Source organism: Planosporangium mesophilum, assembly GCF_016863255.1.
GTDB lineage: Bacteria > Actinomycetota > Actinomycetes > Mycobacteriales > Micromonosporaceae > Planosporangium > Planosporangium mesophilum.
The window spans coordinates 161224-180222 of sequence record NZ_BOON01000006.1 but is presented as its reverse complement, the minus strand read 5'-3'; the positions used below and the strand labels follow the sequence as shown (position 1 = coordinate 180222).

Sequence of the window (18999 nt, the reverse complement as noted above, 5' to 3'; positions counted from 1 at the left end):
AGGCGGTGGCGTGACCGTGTACGGAAAGCTGAGGCTCGGTACCCGCGGAAGCGCGCTGGCGATGGCCCAGTCGGGCCTGGTCGCCGCCGCCGTCCGGGCCAAGACCGGGCGCGAGGTCGAGCTGGTGGAGATCAGCACGGCCGGCGACCGGTCCAGCGCACCGATCGCCAACCTGGGCGTCGGCGTGTTCGTCAGCGCGTTGCGCGACGCGCTCGCGGCGAAAGAGATCGACTTCGCCGTGCACTCCTACAAGGACCTGCCGACGTCCGCGCAGGAGGGCCCCGGCCCGAGGGGCTCCACCACGCCCCGGACCTTCGGGGATGGCCTGTGTATTGCCGCCGTACCGCCGCGCGAGGACCCGCGCGACGCACTGGTGGCCCGGGACGGGCTGACCCTGACCGAACTGTCCGAAGGCGCCAGGATCGGTACCGGCGCGATCCGCCGTATCGCCCAGATCGCCGCTCTCGGGCGAAATCTGAAATGCGTTCCAATTCGAGGTAATGTTGACACTCGGTTGCGTAAAGTCGCCCAGGGTGAGCTTGACGGCGTGATTCTGGCCCGTGCCGGTCTCTCGCGGCTCGGTCGGGCGGCTGAGGCGACCGAGATCCTCGACCCGATGCTCATGCTGCCCGCCCCCGCCCAGGGAGCGCTGGCCGTGGAGTGCCGGGAAGACGACGACGAGCTGATCGAGCTGCTCGCCGCACTCGACGACCCGGGCACTCGCGCCGCGGTGACGGCCGAGCGCGCTCTGCTCGCTCAATTGGAGGCCGGTTGCTCCGCGCCGGTCGCCGCTCTGGCCGAGATCGCCGAAGGCGATAGCGGTCTGGAGATCTACTTGCGCGGTGCGGTGTTCAGTCCGGACGGTCGCTTCGGCGTCCGGCTGTCGCGTACCGGAACGCTCGCCGAGGCCGGACAGGTCGGCAGGCTGCTCGCCACCGACCTGCTCGCTGAAGGCGCTGACTCTGTACTGGGGAGTACAGCATGACCCGTACCCGTAAGAACGCAGGCCGCGTCGTGTTCGTGGGTGCCGGCCCGGGTGACCCCGGCCTGCTCACCCGTCGGGCGTACGACGCGCTGACGACCGCCGACCACATCGTGTACGACCGCCGCGTCCCCGAGTCCATGCTCGAGGCGATCAAGGCGGACGCGGCACCCGAGACGGAGTTCTCGCCGGCCGAGGGGGCCTCGGGCGACGTCGCCAAGGTGCTGCTCTCGGCGGCCCGCTCCGGGTTGAAGGCTGTACACCTCGTCGGCGGTGACCCGCTCGGCCACGACTCGGTGGTCAAGGAGGTGCAGGCGGTCGCCCGTACCAACGTGCCGTTCGAGGTCGTGCCCGGCATCGGCGCCGCCGCCGGCGTGGCCACCTACGCCGGTGTGCCGCTGCCCGGCGTGCGCACCGTCGCCGACGTCGACGACGTGCACACCCTCGACTTCGAGCCGATCGCCGCAGCCCTGGCCCGCGGCTCGTCCGCGGCGCTCGCGATCGACGCCGGTGACCTGGCCACGGTCCGGGACGGGCTGCTGGCCGCCGGGGTCGACCCGGGCACGCCGGTGGCGGTGACCGGCGAGGGCACCGGCGACACGCAGTACACGACGTCGTCCAGTGTGGACAGCATGGTGACCGCCGTGATCGGCTTCGCCGGCCGCATCGTGGTCAGCCTCGGCGAGGGCGTCACCCACCGTGACAAGCTCGGCTGGTGGGAGAACCGGCCGCTGTACGGCTGGAAGGTGCTCGTCCCGCGTACCAAGGAGCAGGCCGGCGCGATGAGCGAGCGGCTGCGCGCGTACGGGGCGATCCCGTGCGAGGTGCCGACGATCGCGGTCGAGCCGCCGCGCACCCCGGCCCAGATGGAGCGGGCGATCAAGGGGCTGGTCGACGGCCGGTACGCCTGGGTCGTCTTCACCTCCACCAACGCCGTCCGTGCGGTGTGGGAGAAGTTCGCCGAGCACGGCCTCGACGCCCGCCACTTCGGCGGCGTGAAGATCGCGTGTATCGGTGAGGCGACCGCCGAAGCGGTACGCGCGTTCGGTGTACAGCCGGAGCTGATCCCGTCCGGCGAGCAGTCGTCCGAGGGGCTGCTGGCGGAGTTCTCCCCGCACGACGAGGTGCTCGACCCGGTCGGGCGGATCCTCTTGCCGCGCGCCGACATCGCCACCGAAACCCTGGCCGCCGGCCTGACCGACCTCGGCTGGGAGGTCGACGACGTCACGGCGTACCGGACCGTCCGGGCCGCGCCGCCGCCGGCCGAGATCCGCGACGCCATCAAGTCGGGCGGCTTCGACGCCGTGCTCTTCACGTCGTCCTCGACCGTGCGCAACCTGGTCGGCATCGCCGGCAAGCCGCACGCCCGCACCGTGGTGTCGGTCATCGGACCGAAGACGGCCGAGACCGCGACCGAGTTCGGGCTGCGCGTCGACGTCCGGCCGCAGCACGCGAGCGTCCCGGACCTGGTGGAGGCGCTTGCGCAGTACGCGATCGAGCTGCGCGAGAAGCTGGCCGCCATGCCGGCCAAGCAGCGCCGCGGGTCCAAGGTGCAGGGCCCGACCGCGCTACGGTATCGCTAGTCGTCTCTTCATGGATCTTGGACACCTGGCGGGGTGACAGGCCCGCCAGGTGCCCGAGATCGGAGGTAGTACACATGTTCCCCGCAGTTCGCCCGCGGCGCCTGCGTCGCACCCCCGCTATCCGCCGGCTCGTCGCCGAGACCCGTCCGGCCCCCGCCGAACTGGTGCTCCCCATGTTCGTACGCGAGGGCCTGACCGGGCCGCGCCCGATCTCCTCGCTGCCCGGCGTGGTCCAGCACTCCCGTGACTCGCTGCGCAAGGCCGCCGTCGAGGCGGTACAGGCCGGCATCGGCGGCCTGATGCTCTTCGGCGTCCCGGCCACCCGCGACGAGTGCGGCTCCGCCGGTACCGACCCGGACGGCATCCTGAACGCCGCCATCCGCGACGTGGTCAGCGAGGTCGGCGACGCCACCGTGGTGATGAGCGACCTGTGCCTGGACGAGTTCACCTCGCACGGGCACTGTGGCGTGCTTACGCCCGACGGCGAGGTCGACAACGACGCGACCCTCCGCCGGTACGCCGACATGGCGCTGGCGCAGGCCGAGGCCGGTGCGCACGTGCTCGGCCCGTCCGGGATGATGGACGGCCAGATCGGAGTGATCCGCGAGGCGCTCGAAGAGGCCGGTCACACCGACACCGCTGTGCTGGCCTACGCGGTCAAGTACGCCTCCGCGTTCTACGGCCCGTTCCGCGAGGCCGTCGAGTCGACGCTGGAGGGCGATCGCAAGAGCTACCAGCAGGACCCCGCGAACCTGCGGGAGGCGCTGCGCGAGGTCGCGCTCGACATCGCCGAGGGCGCCGACATGGTGATGGTCAAGCCGGCCCTGCCGTACCTCGACGTGATCTCCGCGGTCGCCGCCGAGGTCGACGTGCCGGTGGCCGCGTACCAGATCTCGGGCGAGTACGCGATGGTCGAGGCGGCCGCAGCCAACGGCTGGATCGACCGGGAGCGGGCCATCCTGGAGCAGCTCACGTCGATCCGTCGGGCCGGTGCGCAGATCATCCTCACGTACTGGGCCGTCGAGGCGGCACAGTTGCTGCGCAAGGGGTACTGACCGCAGCGACCGGGTATCCGACATACATGAGAATCGGATACTTCCTGTCGTGCGAAGAGTACGGACCGGCTGAGCTGGTCGAGCAGGCCAAGGCGGCGGAGCAGGCCGGCTTCGAGGCGCTCTGGATCTCCGACCACTTCCATCCCTGGCTGGAGGAGCAGGGCGAGAGCCCCTTCGTCTGGTCGATGATCGGCGCGATCAGCCAGGTCTGCTCGTTGCCGATCACCACGGCGGTGACCGCGCCGACCGTCCGCATCCACCCGGCGATCATCGCCCAGGCGGCGGCGACCAGCGGTGTCCTGACCGGCGGTCGCTTCACTCTCGGTGTGGGCAGCGGCGAGGCCCTCAACGAGCACATCCTCGGCGACCCGTGGCCGTCGGCCGCGATGCGCCTGGACATGCTCGAAGAGGCCGTCGAGGTGATCCGTGAGCTGTGGCGGGGCAAGTTCGTCAACCACTACGGCGAGCACTACCAGGTCGAGCAGGCCAGGATCTACACGTTGCCCGACGAGCCCCCCAAGATCTACGTCTCCGGCTTCGGGAAGAAGTCGATCGAACTGGCCGCCCGTATCGGCGACGGGTTCATCTGTGTGATGCCCGACGCCGACAAGGTACGCCAATTCCGTGAGCAGGGCGGCGACGGCAAGGTGGTGCAGGGCGGCTTCAAGGCCTGCTACGCGCAGAGCGAGGACGAAGCCCTGCGGATCGCGCACGAGAAGTGGCGCAACGAGGGGCTCCCCGGCGAGCTGGCCCAGGTGCTGCCGTCGCCCCGCCACTTCGAGCAGGCGAGCGAACTGGTCAAGCCGGAGATGCTCAAGGAGTCGTTCGCGATCGGCCCCGACCCCGCCCGGCAACTGGACATGATCCAGAAGTACCAGGAGGCCGGCTACGACGAGGTGTACGTGGCGAACATCGGCCCGCACTACCGCGAGCTGTGCGACCTGTACGCCAAGGAGGTTCTGCCCCGGGTACGGCGGCGGGAGACCGTCGGCGCCTGATCGGGCGCGCCCTGGGTCGCGCGCGCCCTGGGCCGCGCGCGGACGGAGGCGGAACCGCATGCTAGCCCGGTCGAGCGCTCGGCTCTTTCGCAGCGCTTATCCACAGCTTGTCCACAGCTGACGGAGCGGGGCTGCGCCGAGCGGGCCGATCCGGCCAGGGTGGGGGCGTGACCGAGAACGAACGCGAGCCGTACCCCACCACCGGTCTTCTCCGAGCGGTACGGCGGAAGGCCGACATGAGCCAGCGGGAGCTCGCCCGGGCGGCGGGGGTGTCCCCGTCTTCGGTCGGTCGGGTCGAGTCGGGTGCGCGGGCGGCCAGCGTGGCGCTGTTCTCCCGCCTGGTCGACGCGGCCGGGATGCACCTGCTGGTAGTGGATGATCACGGAAGGGTGATCACGCCGATGCTCGACAGGGAGGACCTGCGTGACGGCGCCGAGCGCCGCTACCCGTCGCACCTGGACACCATCACCGATCCGGAGCCGGGGGAGTGGTGGGCCGACATCTACGGGCTGGCGCGGCCGCCGGAGACGTTCTTCCGCGACCGCCGGCTCCGCGACGCCATGCGCCGGCGCAGCCAGTGGGAGGTGCGGGTGGCGAAGTACCGCACGTCACCGGAGCCGCCCGATCCCCGGTGGAGCGACCGTTGGCGCTGGTGGCAGCCTCCGAGCAGCTGGCCCTAGCTCGCCGCGTCCAGCCGGCGGAGCACGTCGGATACGTCCGCCTCGTACTCGCGCCACTCCCGGTTGGGCTTGAACCCCAGCTCGTCGTTGACCCGGCGCATCGCCTCGCCGCCGACCGCGTTCCAGGTCTGCACGTCCTCCAGCTGCGGCTCGTCGGTCCGCAGCTCGGTCAGCATCCGGGCCTTCAGGGCGCGGCCCAGCCCGTACCCCCGGTGGGTCCGCACCACGACCGTGTCGTACTGGTCGGCCCGGGTCGGCCGCTGCGCCGGTACGACCACCTCGGTCAGCCCGGCGACCGCGCCGGACTGCTCGTGGATGGCCAGCACGACGTACGGTTTCAGGCCCCGGGCGCGCAGCGTGGCGAGGCTGGCCCGCAGCCGCTCACTGTCGTACGAGCTGGGGCGCAGCTCGAGTTCGTACGCCGGGTTGAGCCGCATCGTCGCCTTGGCCCTGGCGTACTCGTCCAGGAGCTCTTCGGGCGGCCCACCGTGGTGGTACTCGATCCGGTACCCCGACCCGACGCCCTTCGCCAGGCCGGTGAGCTGCTCCCAGTTCACGGTGGAGAGGTCGAGCAGGTTGCGCATCTCGACGAAGGCGCACCGGAAGCCCTGAGCCTCGAAGAAGTCGGCGGCCGGGGTGTCGCCCACCACCTCCACCCCGATCGAGCCGTACGCCTCGGCGTCGGCGCGCCTGGCCGCGGCGGCGAGCAGGGCGGTGCCGACGCCGGCCCGGCGGGCGTCCGGGCGCACCAGCAGCTCCAGTACGGCGATGTCACCGACGAGCAGGATGCTCGCGTACCCGAGAAGCTCGTCGCCGTCCTCGGCGACCCAGCAGATGCGCCGCTCCTCGGGCATGGTGACCGCCAGGTACTCCCGGAAGGAGTCCATCCGCCACGGCGGGTCCTCCGGCACGTCGGCGGCGAAGATCAGGTTGAAGGTGCGGACCAGTGCCGCAAGCTCCTCGGTGGGAGCGGCGACGGGATCCCACTCACGCACCTGCACGGCACCTAGCTTGCCGATGTTCGCGCCCGGACGGAAGGCCTTAGCGGTTATTAAGTCTCCGGCCGGTCGGTCAGCGGCTGCGCACGCCGTAGTCGTTCGCGGCGTTGAAGACGTCCTGGATGTACGCCTGGACCGCGTTGTACGCCATGATCGCCGCCCACCAGTCGCCGGCCACCGTGAGGTTGCGGTTGCCGGCGCACAGGTAGCGGGCCGCCGCCAGGGCCGCGTCGTCGATGTCGTTTATGTCGGCGACCCCGTCGCCGTCCGCGTCCGCTCCGTACTGGCCCCAGGTGGAGGGGATGAACTGCATCGGCCCGACGGCGTGGTCCCAGGTACGGTCGCCGTCGAGCCGCCCGCCGTCGGTGTCGTGGATGGCCATCCGGCTGCCCTGCCCGTCCAGCGGCGCGCCGATGATCGGCGGGAGCGCCTTGCCGTCGGGGGCGAGCGTCGCCTGGTGCTGGCCGTGCGCCGACTCGATCTTGCCGATGCCGGCGAGCGTCGTCCACCGGAGCTGGCAGGTCGGCTGGGAGGCGGCGGTGGCCAGCTCGGCGTACCCGTACGCCTGCATCGCCACCACCGGGACGCCGAGCTTCGCCGCCAGCGGCCTGGCCCAGGCGGCGAGGTCCGACGGCCTGGTCATGGCGCCGGTCGCGCCGCTGCCGGGGGCTGCGCTCGGATCGGTGCCGGGCAGGCCGGCGCCGGGGACATCCGGTAAGGCGGCCGGGTCGATCCTCGCGAAGGCGCGCTGGGTGGAGGTCGGCAGCGCCGGCACGACGAACGCGCCGGCGAGGACCGATCCGGCCATCAGCGCGAAGACCAACAGACCGGACCGGAGAACCCCGGGGTACGGGCGCCGCGCCCACGCCGCCGTGGCGCGGAAGCCGGCGCGGGAGGCGGTGATCAGTCGCCGGCCGACGCGAGCCGGGAGAGCGCGCCACCGGCCGGGGCGCCGGGTCGACGGTGCACGATGGTTGGAAACGCCGATCGAGTCTGACTTGTCGACCGTGTCCGGTGCCGGGATCGGGGTGGGTGCCTGCGCCTCCTCGGCTGGCGCCGCCGGCCGCAGCGGCGCCGTCGTCGGATCGACCACCCGGTTCCCCTGTCCCACGCCGTCGAGTATGGCCCATCCGTGCAGACGTTGTCGTCCCGGGAACGACCGGCGCTGATGTAGGTAATCTGATGACATGCCCCGCTACGAGTACCGCTGCCGCAGCTGCGGCGCCACCTTCGAACTGAGCCGGCCGATGCGCGAGGCGGGCGAACCGGCCCGATGCCCCGGTGGTCACGACGACACTGTCAAGCTGCTGTCCACTGTGGCCGTCGGCGGACGTCGGGGGGAGCCGGCCGGCCCTGGCGGCGGATGCTGTGGAGGCGGGTGCGGCTGCGGCTGAGCCCCGCCGTACCGGCTGGTAACGAAGCTCATCCATACGTCGCAACCCCGTCGACCCTCCGGTCGTTACCTCGGCCGAACCCGCCTGTCCCCACCGGCCTGCTCGTATGATCCCCGGCTGCGACCTCGGGCCGAGGCGAGCCGTTTCTACGATGTGCGCGCGGCGGGTGTGCGGCAGCATGAGTGCGACTGGCAGGGCGGAGGTTCACGCGTGTCGGCACGGACGCACCTGCCGAACGGGCTGGTGACCTTTCTGTTCACCGACATCGAGGGCTCGACGAGGTTGGCCCAGATGCTCGGTGTGGACTACCGCGCGGTGCTGACCGAGCACCGGCGGGTGCTGTGGCGCGCACTGTCCACAGGCGACGGTGTGGTGCTGTTCACCGAGGGCGACTCGCTCTTCGTCGCGTTCGCCGACGCGACCGCGGCCCTGCGCGCGTGCGTCGCGGCCCAGCGCGCGCTGTCGCGGCACGAGTGGCCCGATCCGCGGACGCGGCCGATGGTACGAATGGGGCTGCACACCGGTTACGCCGAGCCGGTCGACGGGGAGTACGCGAGCCCCGAGGTGCACCGTGCGGCCCGGGTGGCCGAGGCAGCGCACGGCGGCCAGGTGCTCTGCTCGGCGGCCACCGCGGCCGCGGCGCGCCGCCTGCCCGACGGGGTCGCGCTCTCCGATCTCGGACTGCACCGGCTGCGCGGCTTCGACGGCCGTGAGCGGCTGTACCAGGTCGTGGCGGCCGGCCTCGCCCCGGACTTCCCACGCCCCCGTACGCCCGTCCGCCCCCCGCACAACCTGCCGACCCCGGCGACCTCGCTGATCGGCCGCGCCGCCGAGCGGCAGCGGCTACCCGAACTGCTCGCCGACCACCGCCTCGTCACGGTGACCGGCGCGGGCGGGGTGGGGAAGACGCGGCTGGCCGTCGAGGTGGCGCGCGACCTCGTCGGCGAGTACCCAGACGGGGTCTGGTTCGTCGACCTCGCCGGTACCGGCGACCCGCACCAGGTGGAGCTCGCGGTCGCGGGAGCGCTCGGGCTGCGCCCGGAGCCCGGCCGGACGGTCGCGCAGACCCTCGCCGACCATGCCGCCGGTCGTCATACCCTCGTCGTCCTCGACACCTGCGACGCGCAGCTACCGGCGGTCGCACCGCTGGTCGGGCGGCTGCTCGACGGCGGGTCCGGCGCGCGGGTACTGGCGACCAGCCGCGAGCCGCTCGGACTCCCCGGTGAGGTGGTCTGGAGGCTGCCGCCGCTGCCGGTGGACGCCACCGCGGGCGGCCCGAGCGACGCCGTCGCGCTGCTGCTCGACCGGGCCGCCGCGGCCCGCGGTGGGCAGCCGCCCTGCGACGACGAGGCGGTGTACCTCGACCGGGTCGCGACCGGGCTGTCCGGGCTGCCGCTCGCGCTCGAACTGGCCGCGGCCCGGCTGCGGGTACTGTCCGCGGGCGACCTCGCCGCCCGGATCGACGACGTGCTCGCCACCCTCGACGCCGGCTGCGGCGGCACGTCGCTGCCGGGCGCCGGTGACCGGCACCGGACGATCCAGGCGGCGCTGGACTGGTCGTACCGCACCCTTGACGCCCCGGCGGCCCGGCTGCTGCGCCGGCTGTCGGTGTTCGCCGGCCCGGTGGCCCTGCCGGCCGTCGAGTCGCTCGGTGGCGGCGATCCGCTCGATCCGCTCGCCACGCTCGTGGACAAGTCGCTGGTCCAGGCGGAGCCGCGGGCGGAGACGGCGACCTACCGGCTGCTGCGGCCGATCCGGGCGTACGCCTCCCGCGCCCTGCGCGACACCGGCGAGGAGGAGGCGATCCGGGACCGGCACGTCGCCTGGTGCCTGCGGCAGATCCGGGCCGCGCACGTGGACGCCAACGGCCGTCCGGTGACGCTGTCGCTGTACGCGATCGACCCGCTGGCCGACGAGGTGCGCGGTGCCCTGCGGTGGACGGTGAGCCGGGGCGCCGCCCGGGACGGGCTGGCCGTCGCGACCCGCCTGGACCAGTGGTGGTGCGAGCGTGGGCTGGCGAGCGAGGCCCGGATGTGGCTGTTCCGGCTGTACGAGCGGGTCAGGGCCACCGGCGAGGAGCTACCCGAGGGCGAGGTGGCGGCCGCGTACCACGCCCACGCGGCGGCGGCCGGCGCCGACGGCGAGTACGTCGAGGGGCTGCGGTTCTCGCAGCGGGCCGAGGCCTCGGCGCGGGGTGCCGGCGAGGTCGGCCTCCTGGTACGCGTGCTCGCCGGGCGCGGCGCGCCGCTGGCCGGACTGGGCCAGGTCGACGACGCCGAGCGGGTGTGCCGGGAGGTGACGGGATGGGCCCGCCGGGAGGGCGTGTGGAGCGACGCGCTGCTCGCCGTGTACACGCTGGCCCAGATCCTGCTGGTGCGCGGCGCGCTGGACGAGGCGGCAGACCTGCTGGCCAACGCCCGCCCGCTGGAGGCGTCCCGACCGGCCGAGCGCGGTCGCCGTACCGTCGACGCGCTGCTGGGCCTGGTGGCGCTGCGGCGCGGTGACGTGGTCGCGGCGCACGACCACCTCGCGGTGGCGCTGCGGTCCCGGATGGGGTTCGGCTTCTCCGCGCAGTCCGGCGAGACGCTCAACGCGGTGGCGGTGCGCTGCCTGGCCGGTGACGACCCGCTCACCGCGGCACGGCTGTTCGGGGCGGCACAGGCGGCGCGGGCCCGGCTGCGGCTGGCGGCCGGGCCGTTCGGCCCGTACTGGCACGAGCAGCAGGCGGTGGCCCGTGCCGTGCTCGGCGACGTGATGTTCGATGCCGCGTACGCCGAGGGCGCGACGCTGTCCCTGGAGGACGCGGTGGCCGTCGCGCTCACCGTGGAGCACCCGGACCTGGCGGCCGACTCGGGTCGCTTCAGCCACTCGTCTTGATCGTCACAACTTCCCCAGGGGAGGTCGTGGTCGTAGCGGTGTGCCGAGACCACGACCTCACCTCGGAGGTTGTGTTGATCGAGCTAGAGGATGGCCCAGGTGTCGCCGGAGTTGAGCAGGTTGGACAGCTCGGCCTCCGGCTCGCCGACCAGCTTCGCCTTCGCCTCGTCGAGCTGGCTACGCACCAGGTCGTCGTAGTTGGGCCGGTCCACCGCCCGGAACACGCCGATCGGGGTGTTGCGCAGGTCCCCTTCGGGTAGCCGGGACAGCGCGAACGCGTACGCCGGCTCGGCGACCGTCGCGTCGTGCACGACGACCTCGTCGGCCGACACCTCGGCGGTCCGGCGCACCTCGAGCCCGAAGGCGCCCGGCGGGTGGGTCACGCACCACTCGCCGTCCTTGCCGAAGGTGATCGGCTGGCCGTGCTGGAGGCGGATCACGTACTCGTCGCGGGTGGACGGGTCCTTGAGCACCTCGAACGCGCCGTCGTTGAAGATGTTGCAGTTCTGGTAGATCTCCACGAACGCGGAGCCCTTGTGCTCGGCTGCCTGGCGCAGCACCGACTGGAGGTGCTTGCGGTCGGAGTCGATCGTCCGGGCGACGAAGGTCGCCTCGGCGCCGAGCGCCAGCGAGATCGGGTTGAACGGGGAGTCCGCCGACCCGACCGGCGTCGACTTCGTGACCTTGCCGAGCTCCGAGGTCGGTGAGTACTGGCCCTTGGTCAACCCGTAGATCTTGTTGTTGAACAGCAGGATCTTCAGGTTGACGTTGCGGCGCAGCGAGTGGATGAGGTGGTTGCCGCCGATCGACAGGGCGTCGCCGTCACCGGTGACCACCCACACCGACAGGTCCGGGCGCGACACCGACAGGCCGGTCGCGATGGCCGGCGCACGGCCGTGGATCGAGTGCATGCCGTACGTGTTGAGGTAGTACGGGAACCGCGACGAGCAGCCGATACCGGACACGAACACGGTGCGCTCGCGGGGGATGCCGAGCTCCGGCAGGAACGACTGCATCGCGGCCAGGATCGCGTAGTCACCGCAGCCGGGGCACCAGCGCACCTCCTGGTCGGACTTGAAGTCCTTCGCGGTCAGCTTGAGCGCCACTGGCGCCGCGCCAGCGGAATTCTTCGCTTCATGCATTCTTTACGACCTCTTCCAACATGCTCTCCAGCTCGGCGGCGGTGAACGGCAGGCCGCGTACCTGGTTGTAGGCGATCGCGTCGATCAGGTACTTCGACCGGATCACGCCGGCGAGCTGACCGAGGTTCATCTCCGGGATGACCACCCGGTCGTAGGCCTTGAGGACCGCGCCGAGATTACGCGGCATCGGGTTCAGGTGGCGCAGGTGCGCCTGGGCCACCGGCAGGCCGCGCTGGCGCAGGGAGCGGCACGCGGCGCCGATCGGCCCGTACGTGGAGCCCCAGCCCAGGACCAGGACCCGGGCGTCGCCGTCGGGGTCGTCGACCTCGACGTCCGGCACCTCGATGCCCTCGATCCGGGCGGCGCGGGTACGGACCATGAAGTCGTGGTTGGCCGGGTCGTACGAGATGTCACCGGTCTTGTCGGCCTTCTCCAGACCGCCGATGCGGTGCTCCAGCCCCGGCGTGCCGGGCACGGCCCACGGCCGGGCCAGGGTGGCCGGGTCGCGCAGGTACGGCAGGAACTGCCCCTCGGGGCCGTTCGGCTCGGACGCGAACTCGACCCGCAGGTCCGGCAGCTCGGCGACGGCGGGCAGCCGCCACGGCTCGGAGCCGTTGGCGATGTACCCGTCGGAGAGCAGGATCACCGGGGTCCGGTAGGTCAGCGCGATCCGCGCCGCCTCGAGCGCGGCGTCGAAGCAGTCGGCGGGGGAGCGCGGCGCGATGATCGCCACCGGGGCCTCGCCGTGCCGGCCGTGCAGGGCCATGGCCAGATCGGCCTGCTCGGTCTTGGTCGGCATGCCGGTGGACGGCCCGGCGCGCTGCACGTCGATGATGAGCAGCGGCAGCTCCAGGGCCACCGCCAGGCTGATCGTCTCGCTCTTGAGGGCGACGCCCGGACCGGAGGTCGAGGTGACCCCGAGCGCGCCGCCGTACGAGGCGCCCAGCGCCACGCCGATCGCGGCGATCTCATCCTCGGCCTGCACCGTCGTGACGCCGAACTTCTTGTGCTTGGACAGCTCGTGCAGGATGTCGCTGGCCGGCGTGATCGGGTACGCGCCGAGCAGGACCGGCAGCTTCGCGCGCACCCCGGCGGCCACGACGCCCAGCGCCAGGGCCGTGTTGCCGGTGATGTTGCGGTACTCGCCCGCGGGCATCTTCGCCGGCTTGACCTCGTAGCGCACCACGAAGTCCTCGGTGGTCTCACCGAAGTTGAAGCCGGCCTTGAACGCGGCGACGTTGGCCGCGGCCACCTCGGGGCGGGCGGCGAACTTGCGCTCCAGGAACCGCAGCGTGGACTCGCTGGGGCGGGAGTACATCCACGACAGCAGGCCGAGGGCGAACATGTTCTTGGCCCGCTCGGCGTCCTTCTTGGAGATTTCGAAGTTCTCCAGGGCGCGCACGGTCATGGAGGTCAGCGCCACCGGGTGCAGCGCGTAGCCGTCGAGGGAGCCGTCCTCGAGCGGGTCGTCGGCGTACCCGACCTTGGCCAGGTTCCGCTTGGTGAACTCGTCGGTGTTGACGATGATGTCGGCGCCGGGACGCAGGTCGCCCAGGTTGGCCTTGAGCGCCGCCGGGTTCATGGCGACGAGCACGTCCGGGGTGTCACCGGGCGTCAGGATGTCGAAATCGGCGAAGTGAACCTGGAAGCTGGAGACGCCGGGCAGCGTGCCGGCAGGCGCCCGGATCTCGGCCGGGAAGTTGGGCAGCGTGGAGATGTCGTTGCCGAGCTGGGCGGTCTCCGAGGTGAACCGGTCGCCGGTGAGTTGCATACCGTCGCCGGAGTCTCCGGCGAAACGAATGACCACTCGATCCAGTTGACGGACCTGCTTGGTCACGTGGTTGACCTCCTCGGTGACGGCGGGTGGGGGGATGAGTCGCCGTCGCGCAGCGTCGGGCGACGGGCCCTTCGAGGACCCGCTCCTCCATACACCCCGAGCCTACGTCGAACTGGTCCGACGGACTCCCTGTGGTTTCCGTTACGTGGGTGACGACACGTTGCGCCGGCGTCGGCATCCACGCATTTGTACGGATAGCCGCCTTCCGGTGGTTCGAAAACCGGCCGGTGGACCACCCAAAGGCATCCATTATCGGTCGGGGTGCTGGGGTACGCAGCCCTGCGATCGGTGATTCGACAGCGACGTACGGCTAGGCTGCGGTCGTGACCGGTTATCTCGGCTCGTACGCCACGCTCGGGCTGCTTCTGCTCGCGGGCGCGCTGGTGTTCGTGGCGGCCTTCGGGGCCAACCGGGTGCTGCGCCCCAGCCGTCCGGCCGACACGCCCGGCAAGTGGGAGAACTACGAGTGCGGACTCGACCCAGTCGGCGGCGACTGGGCCCAGGTACAGGTTCGTTACTACGTGTACGCGTACCTGTATGTGCTTTTTGCGGTTGAAAGTGTCTTCATCTTTCCGTGGGCCGTCGTCTTCGACCGGCCCGGGTTCGGCACCGCGGCCGTGGTCGAGATGGGCATCTTCGTCGGGCTGCTCGCGCTCGGCCTGCTCTACGCCTGGCGCAAACGCGTCCTGCGCTGGAGCTGACCCGTCCCGCCCTCACCCTGTCCGGGTGTCCGACTCGCCCTGTTGAGCACGCCGGACTCGCTTGGTCGAGGCGAGCGTGCCACGATCGTGAGATGGGTCAGCTCGTGCTCCTGACGATCGGCGCGCTCGTCGTCGGTGCTATCGGCTTCGGCATCGCGGTGCTCATCTCGGGCTCAGACCCCGGGCTGGCGCCGGTGGAGGGGGAGGGCAGGGCGGTTCCGCTGCCCGCCGACCGCCCGCTGGTCGAGTCCGACCTCGCCCGGATCCGGTTCGACACCGGGGCGCGGGGCTACCGGATGGCCCAGGTCGACGCGGCGCTGCGCCGGGCGGCCTACGACATCGGGTACAAGCTGGAGCTGATCGACGTGCTGCAGGCCGAGGTGGACGCGCTGCGCGACGGGCGGTCTGCCGACGCCGACAAGCTCCGCGCCGCGCGGGAAGCCGCGTCCAGGGCGATCCGGAGCGGTCCGGAGCCGACCACGGACCTCGGCCCGGAGCACAGCTCGTCCCCTGATGCGGAGCACGACGCGAGCCCGGCCGGGCCGGCACCGCGTGACGGCGGACCCGGCTCGGACGACTCCTCGTCCGAGCCACAGGAGATGAGGCTGCCGTGAGTACCCCGCAGCCCCGGTCAACGGGGGACGGGGCGACCGACACGACGCCGCGGCAGGCGTCCACGGCCGGCGACGACGAGCCCCGTGCCGGTACCAACGACGCCGCGGGTGCGCGGAGCGAGCCGCCGGGCGACGCCGCCCGGGCGGCCCAGGCCGCACTCGGCGACGCCGTACAGCCGGGCGCCGGTGAGGTGACCGCCACCGTCATCGTCAACGCCCCCGCGGCGCAGGTCTTCGAGGCCCTGCTGGCCTGGGAGCGGCAGAGCGACTGGATCCCGTTCACGCGGGTACGGCTGGTCGACGGCGACGGCGGTGAGGGCAGTTCGATCGAGGCGGTGACCCAGGTCGGCCCGGCCGTGCTGCGCGACGAGATGCGCGTGATCAAGGTCGACCGGCCGTACGAGATCCGGGTCGTCCACTACGGCAGGGTGCTGCGCGGCCCCGGCGTGATGCGGTGCACCCCGATGGGCGGCGACCGTACCCAGGTGGTCTGGCACGAGTGGTTCCACCTGCCCGGCGGTACCGCCGGCAAGGTCGCCTGGCCGGTTCTGTGGCCGGGCTCGAAGGTCAGCCTGACCCAGGCGCTGCGGCGTTTCGCCCGGATGGTGGAGGCCGGTGAGCTGCCGTGACCGATCTCGTCACCGGGCCCGACGGACTGTCCCGCTGCCGCTGGGCCGGCGCGACGCCGGACTACATGGCCTACCACGACGACGAGTGGGGCCGTCCGGTACGCGACGACGACGGCCTGTACGAGCGGCTGACCCTCGAAGCGTTCCAGTCCGGCCTGTCCTGGCTGACCATCCTGCGCAAGCGCCCGGCGTTCCGGGCCGCGTTCAAGAACTTCATGATCAGCGAGGTGGCCGCGTTCGACTCAGGCGACGTCGAGCGGCTGCTGATGGATGCGGGCATCGTCGGCAAACGGGCGAAGATCGAGGCCGCCCTGCACAACGCCCGGGCCGCCGCCGAACTGGACGGGGGGCTGAGCGCGCTGCTGTGGTCGTACGCGCCAGCCCCGCGCGAGCGGCGGCCACGCTCGTTCGCGGAGGTGCCGGCCGTCACCCCCGAGTCCACCGCGATGGCCAAGGAACTCAAGCGGCGCGGGTTCCGTTTCGTGGGCCCGACCACCGCGTACGCCCTGATGCAGGCGACCGGGATGGTCGACGACCACCTGGCCGACTGCCACGTGGCCTGCGGCCGACCGCGCTGACAATTCGGTCGTGCAGGTCGCCCGACGTCGCTAACCTGCCGGGCATGTTCATCGTGATGGTCGCCCGTGTCCGGGCGGCTGCTTCCACCCGCCGCCACGGGTCGACGCCGCGATGCTCGCGGCGGCCGACCACCAGCCTTCCCGGGCGGTCCGGAAAGTCGCACCGGTCGGCGCGGCGGAGCTGCGCGCGGCGGGTATCAACCCGATACCGCCGGCCGGATCGGTCACCCCGGAGAGCTGGCGGGCTCTCGTGATGAGATGAAGGCATGGCGTACTGGGCGGTGGTCGTACCGGTCGAGCGGTACGAGGCGGAGCGGTTGTTCCGGCACGAGACGTTGGAGCTGACCGGGCTGGACGGTCCGCTACCCGCGACCGGGGACGAGGTGGCGCTGGTAGCGGGCGGGGCGGAGCCGGTCGTCTTCGCGCTGGGGCGGGTGCTCACGGTCGGCACAGGCAACTATGACCCCGACGACCCGGTTCCCGGCGCACCAGCGGCCGACCTGGACATCGCGTACACCCGGCACCTGTTCGACGCGCCGCTGCCCGCGGACGGCCTCGCTTCCGATGCGGGCTGTTTCATGATCGACTCCGACCGGTTCGCCGCGCTCGCCGACAAGGCCGGCGCCGGGCCGGCGGCCCAGCGAGAGTGGCTGGTCGGGGTCCACCTGCCCATCGAGGCGCCCTCGCCGGCTGAGGCGGTACGCGCCTTCTGGACGTACGTGCAGCAGCTCGGCCCGCGCGAGCTGCCGGCGTTCGTCTCGCCGCGCGGCGACGAGTTGGCGATGCAGGCGTACGTGCTGGGCGAGGTGGCCAACCAGGACCCGGAGGAGGACGACGAGGATTAGCGCCGGTACTAGCGGCCCTCGAAGATCGGTCGCTCCTTGCGGACGAACGCGTAGGTGGCGTTGCGGTGGTCGGCGGTGGCGCCGCTGACCTTCTGCGCCTCGTACTCGGCTTCGAGGGCCTCGGCGAGGGTCCCGGTACCGCCGATGCGCAGCTGGCGCTTGATCTGGGCGTACGCGACGGTGGGGCCGCTGGCCAGCCGGGTGGCCAGGGCCCGCGCGGCCGGCAGTACCTCTTCGTCGTCGTCGACCAGCGTGGTCAGTAGCCCCAGCCGCAGCGCCTGTGCCGCGTCGATCGGCTCGGCCAGCATCAGCAGCTCGGTGGCCTTGGCGTGGCCGACCAGCCGCGGCAGCGCCCAGGACGCACCGGAGTCGCCGGCCAGGCCGACGTTGGCGAACGCCATGAGGAAGCCGGTACGGGGGCCGCCGACGCGGAAGTCGGCGAGCATCGCCAGCGACGCGCCGGCCCCGGCCGCCATGCCGCGCACCGCCGCCACGACCGGCTTGGGCATCTCGGCCAGCAGCGTCGCGACCGGGTTGTAGTGCTCCCGCACGGTCGCCAGCGGGTCGGTGTCGCCGGACTCCAGCTTCTCGACGTGCTGGCGCAGGTCCTGCCCGACGCAGAACGCCCGGCCCGCGCCGGTGAGCACGACCGCCCGGCAGGAGTCGTCGGCGGTCAGCTCGGCGAGCGCCTCGCGCAGCGCCTCCTTGAGGGCCACGTCGAGCGAGTTGAGCGAGTCGGGGCGGTTGAGGGTCAGGGTGGCGATCTCGTCGACGCGCTCGACGAGCAGGACATCGGTCACGGTGGTGCCTTTCTGGTGATCTGTACGCCGGTCATCTGGGTAGCGGCAGGGCGCGGTTCACCGGGGTACCGGTGACCGGCGGCCTGGACGTGGCGAGGTCCAGGCAGCGGTCCACGAACCGGTCGGCGGCCGGGCGCAGCCGTGCGGCGTGGCTGTCGAAGAAGGCGGCGGCGGCGCTGCCGGGCCACGGTTCGGGCAGCAGCTCCGGGGGTAGTTGGGGATCGCGGAACAGGAACGTGCGCCACGCGTGTACGAGGGTGAAGCGCGCCGCGTACGCCTGCTCGTCGTCGCTGTCGGCGTCGATCGCGGTGACCGTGGGGGTCAGCTCCCGCACGAACTCCTCGTACGCGGCGCCGATCTCGGCCAGGTCCCAGGCCCGGCGGACCAGGGCCACCGCGCCGTCGACCCCGCCGGAGTGGCTGGCGGAGAAGCGCTCGTACCGGATGCCGGACTCGCCCAGCAGCGTCTCGACCTCGTCGGTGGGGCGGGCGGCGACCCAGGTCGCGGCGTCGATCGCACCGTAGCCCAGGAAGGTCAGGTTCGCCGCCAGCCGTCCCCGGTCGGCGCGCTGGGCCGGCGGGTCGATCACGACCAGGTCGAACCGGCCGTCCCAGGAGTTGGCGCCGGTGCGGTAGATGCGGGCGGCGGCCTCGTCCAGCCGGCGGGCCGCCTTGGGGGTCAGCAGGTATCCCGGCCCGGTGGACAGGCGCAGCGGATGCAGCCAGCCCTGGCGCACCATCCGGGACACCGCGGTGCGTACCGCCGGGGCGGCGATTCCCAGCGGCGCGAGCAGCCGTACCAGCGCAGCGACCGGTGCCCGGCCACCCCTCGGCTGGAGGTGGTCGCCGTAGAGGTCGAAGAGCGCCGACCGGGCCTGCATGGCCGCATATTGTGACACTTTTGGCGCTAACGCACCAGGCACTGTCACAACAAATCGGCCCCGGTTTGGGTCTTGGGGCCATCATCAGGGAAAATCATTGGTCGGCGCCGTTTCCGGCGTGCCCGCGGGTACGCGTGGGTCACGGAATGGGCCTGCGCAGCTCACGGGTGCGGTCGACGTGCCCGGGATCTGAACACCATAAAGTGTGTGAGGGGAGACAAGATGGCGGCCATGAAGCCGCGGACGGGCGACGGTCCGCTTGAGGTCACCAAGGAGGGCCGCGGCATCGTCATGCGGGTCCCGCTGGAGGGTGGTGGCCGGCTCGTCGTAGAGATGACGCCCGACGAGGCCAACGCGCTGAGCGAGGCGCTGAAGTCGGCCACGGGCTGACCGCGGTTTCGGGCCG

The 18999-nt window shown here is 72.0% G+C and carries 19 protein-coding genes; 13 read left to right on the top strand and 6 right to left on the bottom strand.

Going from position 1 to position 18999, the window contains the following annotated elements; all coding sequences use genetic code 11:
• The first annotated feature begins 16 nt into the window (after positions 1–16).
• The 5 genes from hemC to Pme01_RS04630 all read left to right on the top strand — a co-directional run bounded on the left by hemC (position 17) and on the right by Pme01_RS04630 (position 5298).
• Complete coding sequence (gene hemC / locus Pme01_RS04650) at positions 17–985, top strand: hydroxymethylbilane synthase (protein WP_168113353.1); 969 nt, start codon at positions 17–19, stop codon at positions 983–985.
• The gene (locus Pme01_RS04645; protein WP_168112494.1) at positions 982–2565 is read left to right on the top strand and encodes a bifunctional uroporphyrinogen-III C-methyltransferase/uroporphyrinogen-III synthase; all 1584 of its coding nucleotides are present in this window, start codon (positions 982–984) and stop codon (positions 2563–2565) included. The genes hemC and Pme01_RS04645 overlap by 4 nt, the downstream gene beginning before the upstream one ends.
• Positions 2566–2639: 74 nt before the next feature.
• The gene (hemB, locus tag Pme01_RS04640) at positions 2640–3620 is read left to right on the top strand and encodes a porphobilinogen synthase (RefSeq protein WP_168112495.1); all 981 of its coding nucleotides are present in this window, start codon (positions 2640–2642) and stop codon (positions 3618–3620) included.
• 26 nt (positions 3621–3646) lie between these two features.
• Complete coding sequence (locus Pme01_RS04635) at positions 3647–4618, top strand: TIGR03557 family F420-dependent LLM class oxidoreductase (protein WP_168112496.1); 972 nt, start codon at positions 3647–3649, stop codon at positions 4616–4618.
• Positions 4619–4785: 167 nt separating this feature from the next.
• On the top strand, positions 4786–5298 hold the full coding sequence (locus tag Pme01_RS04630; protein WP_239088017.1) for a helix-turn-helix domain-containing protein: 513 nt from the start codon (positions 4786–4788) through the stop codon (positions 5296–5298).
• Here Pme01_RS04630 and Pme01_RS04625 read toward each other — a convergent pair.
• Both Pme01_RS04625 and Pme01_RS04620 read right to left on the bottom strand, forming a co-directional pair.
• Complete coding sequence (locus tag Pme01_RS04625; protein WP_168112497.1) at positions 5295–6299, bottom strand: GNAT family N-acetyltransferase; 1005 nt, start codon at positions 6297–6299, stop codon at positions 5295–5297. The two genes, Pme01_RS04630 and Pme01_RS04625, sit on opposite strands and share 4 nt — an antisense overlap.
• A gap of 70 nt (positions 6300–6369) precedes the next feature.
• Positions 6370–7407 carry a lytic murein transglycosylase gene (locus Pme01_RS04620; protein WP_168112498.1) on the bottom strand — a complete coding sequence of 346 codons (1038 nt, stop codon included), beginning with the start codon at positions 7405–7407 and terminating at the stop codon, positions 6370–6372.
• Between the two features lie 76 nt (positions 7408–7483).
• Between Pme01_RS04620 and Pme01_RS04615 the strand changes: the two genes are divergently transcribed.
• Together Pme01_RS04615 and Pme01_RS04610 are read left to right on the top strand one after the other, a co-directional pair.
• Entirely contained in the window at positions 7484–7690 is a 207-nt protein-coding gene (locus Pme01_RS04615) for an FmdB family zinc ribbon protein (RefSeq protein ID WP_168112499.1), read from the top strand.
• Positions 7691–7900: 210 nt separating this feature from the next.
• Complete coding sequence (locus Pme01_RS04610) at positions 7901–10567, top strand: ATP-binding protein (protein ID WP_168112500.1); 2667 nt, start codon at positions 7901–7903, stop codon at positions 10565–10567.
• Between the two features lie 83 nt (positions 10568–10650).
• Here Pme01_RS04610 and Pme01_RS04605 read toward each other — a convergent pair whose 3' ends face one another.
• Positions 10651–11709, bottom strand: a complete 1059-nt coding sequence (locus tag Pme01_RS04605) for a 2-oxoacid:ferredoxin oxidoreductase subunit beta (RefSeq protein ID WP_168112501.1) — start codon at positions 11707–11709, stop codon at positions 10651–10653.
• Positions 11702–13546 (bottom strand): 2-oxoacid:acceptor oxidoreductase subunit alpha, encoded by a 1845-nt coding sequence (locus Pme01_RS04600; protein WP_168112502.1) that lies wholly within the window; start codon positions 13544–13546, stop codon positions 11702–11704. Before Pme01_RS04600 ends, Pme01_RS04605 begins: the two co-directional genes overlap by 8 nt.
• A gap of 323 nt (positions 13547–13869) precedes the next feature.
• Between Pme01_RS04600 and ndhC the strand changes: the two genes are divergently transcribed.
• The 5 genes from ndhC to Pme01_RS04575 all read left to right on the top strand — a co-directional run bounded on the left by ndhC (position 13870) and on the right by Pme01_RS04575 (position 16913).
• A complete protein-coding gene (ndhC, locus tag Pme01_RS04595; protein WP_168112503.1) occupies positions 13870–14247 on the top strand; it encodes an NADH-quinone oxidoreductase subunit A in 378 nt (125 codons plus the stop codon).
• A 92-nt stretch (positions 14248–14339) separates the two neighbouring features.
• Positions 14340–14861: a DivIVA domain-containing protein gene (locus Pme01_RS04590; RefSeq protein WP_168112504.1), complete on the top strand. Its 522-nt coding sequence runs from the start codon at positions 14340–14342 to the stop codon at positions 14859–14861.
• Between the two features lie 191 nt (positions 14862–15052).
• The gene (locus Pme01_RS04585; RefSeq protein ID WP_168113355.1) at positions 15053–15490 is read left to right on the top strand and encodes an SRPBCC family protein; all 438 of its coding nucleotides are present in this window, start codon (positions 15053–15055) and stop codon (positions 15488–15490) included.
• Entirely contained in the window at positions 15487–16068 is a 582-nt protein-coding gene (locus Pme01_RS04580) for a DNA-3-methyladenine glycosylase I (protein WP_168112505.1), read from the top strand. The genes Pme01_RS04585 and Pme01_RS04580 overlap by 4 nt, the downstream gene beginning before the upstream one ends.
• Before the next feature lie 266 nt (positions 16069–16334).
• On the top strand, positions 16335–16913 hold the full coding sequence (locus Pme01_RS04575) for a hypothetical protein (RefSeq protein ID WP_168112506.1): 579 nt from the start codon (positions 16335–16337) through the stop codon (positions 16911–16913).
• 8 nt (positions 16914–16921) lie between these two features.
• Here Pme01_RS04575 and Pme01_RS04570 read toward each other — a convergent pair whose 3' ends face one another.
• Both Pme01_RS04570 and Pme01_RS04565 read right to left on the bottom strand, forming a co-directional pair.
• On the bottom strand, positions 16922–17713 hold the full coding sequence (locus Pme01_RS04570) for an enoyl-CoA hydratase-related protein (protein WP_168112507.1): 792 nt from the start codon (positions 17711–17713) through the stop codon (positions 16922–16924).
• 31 nt (positions 17714–17744) lie between these two features.
• Entirely contained in the window at positions 17745–18593 is an 849-nt protein-coding gene (locus Pme01_RS04565; protein WP_168112508.1) for a PaaX family transcriptional regulator, read from the bottom strand.
• Positions 18594–18815: 222 nt separating this feature from the next.
• On the opposite strand from Pme01_RS04565, the gene Pme01_RS04560 reads away from it, so the two are divergent.
• A complete protein-coding gene (locus Pme01_RS04560) occupies positions 18816–18983 on the top strand; it encodes a DUF3117 domain-containing protein (RefSeq protein WP_167924232.1) in 168 nt (55 codons plus the stop codon).
• Positions 18984–18999 lie beyond the last annotated feature (16 nt).

Coding starts and splice junctions, on each gene's coding strand:
- Pme01_RS04645 (WP_168112494.1), top strand. CDS start 982: ATGACCCGTACCCGTAAGAACGCAGGCCGCGTCGTGTTCGTGGGTGCC.
- hemB (WP_168112495.1), top strand. CDS start 2,640: ATGTTCCCCGCAGTTCGCCCGCGGCGCCTGCGTCGCACCCCCGCTATC.
- Pme01_RS04635 (WP_168112496.1), top strand. CDS start 3,647: ATGAGAATCGGATACTTCCTGTCGTGCGAAGAGTACGGACCGGCTGAG.
- Pme01_RS04615 (WP_168112499.1), top strand. CDS start 7,484: ATGCCCCGCTACGAGTACCGCTGCCGCAGCTGCGGCGCCACCTTCGAA.
- Pme01_RS04605 (WP_168112501.1), bottom strand. CDS start 11,709: ATGCATGAAGCGAAGAATTCCGCTGGCGCGGCGCCAGTGGCGCTCAAG.
- Pme01_RS04590 (WP_168112504.1), top strand. CDS start 14,340: ATGGGTCAGCTCGTGCTCCTGACGATCGGCGCGCTCGTCGTCGGTGCT.
- Pme01_RS04575 (WP_168112506.1), top strand. CDS start 16,335: ATGGCGTACTGGGCGGTGGTCGTACCGGTCGAGCGGTACGAGGCGGAG.
- Pme01_RS04565 (WP_168112508.1), bottom strand. CDS start 18,593: ATGCAGGCCCGGTCGGCGCTCTTCGACCTCTACGGCGACCACCTCCAG.
- Pme01_RS04560 (WP_167924232.1), top strand. CDS start 18,816: ATGGCGGCCATGAAGCCGCGGACGGGCGACGGTCCGCTTGAGGTCACC.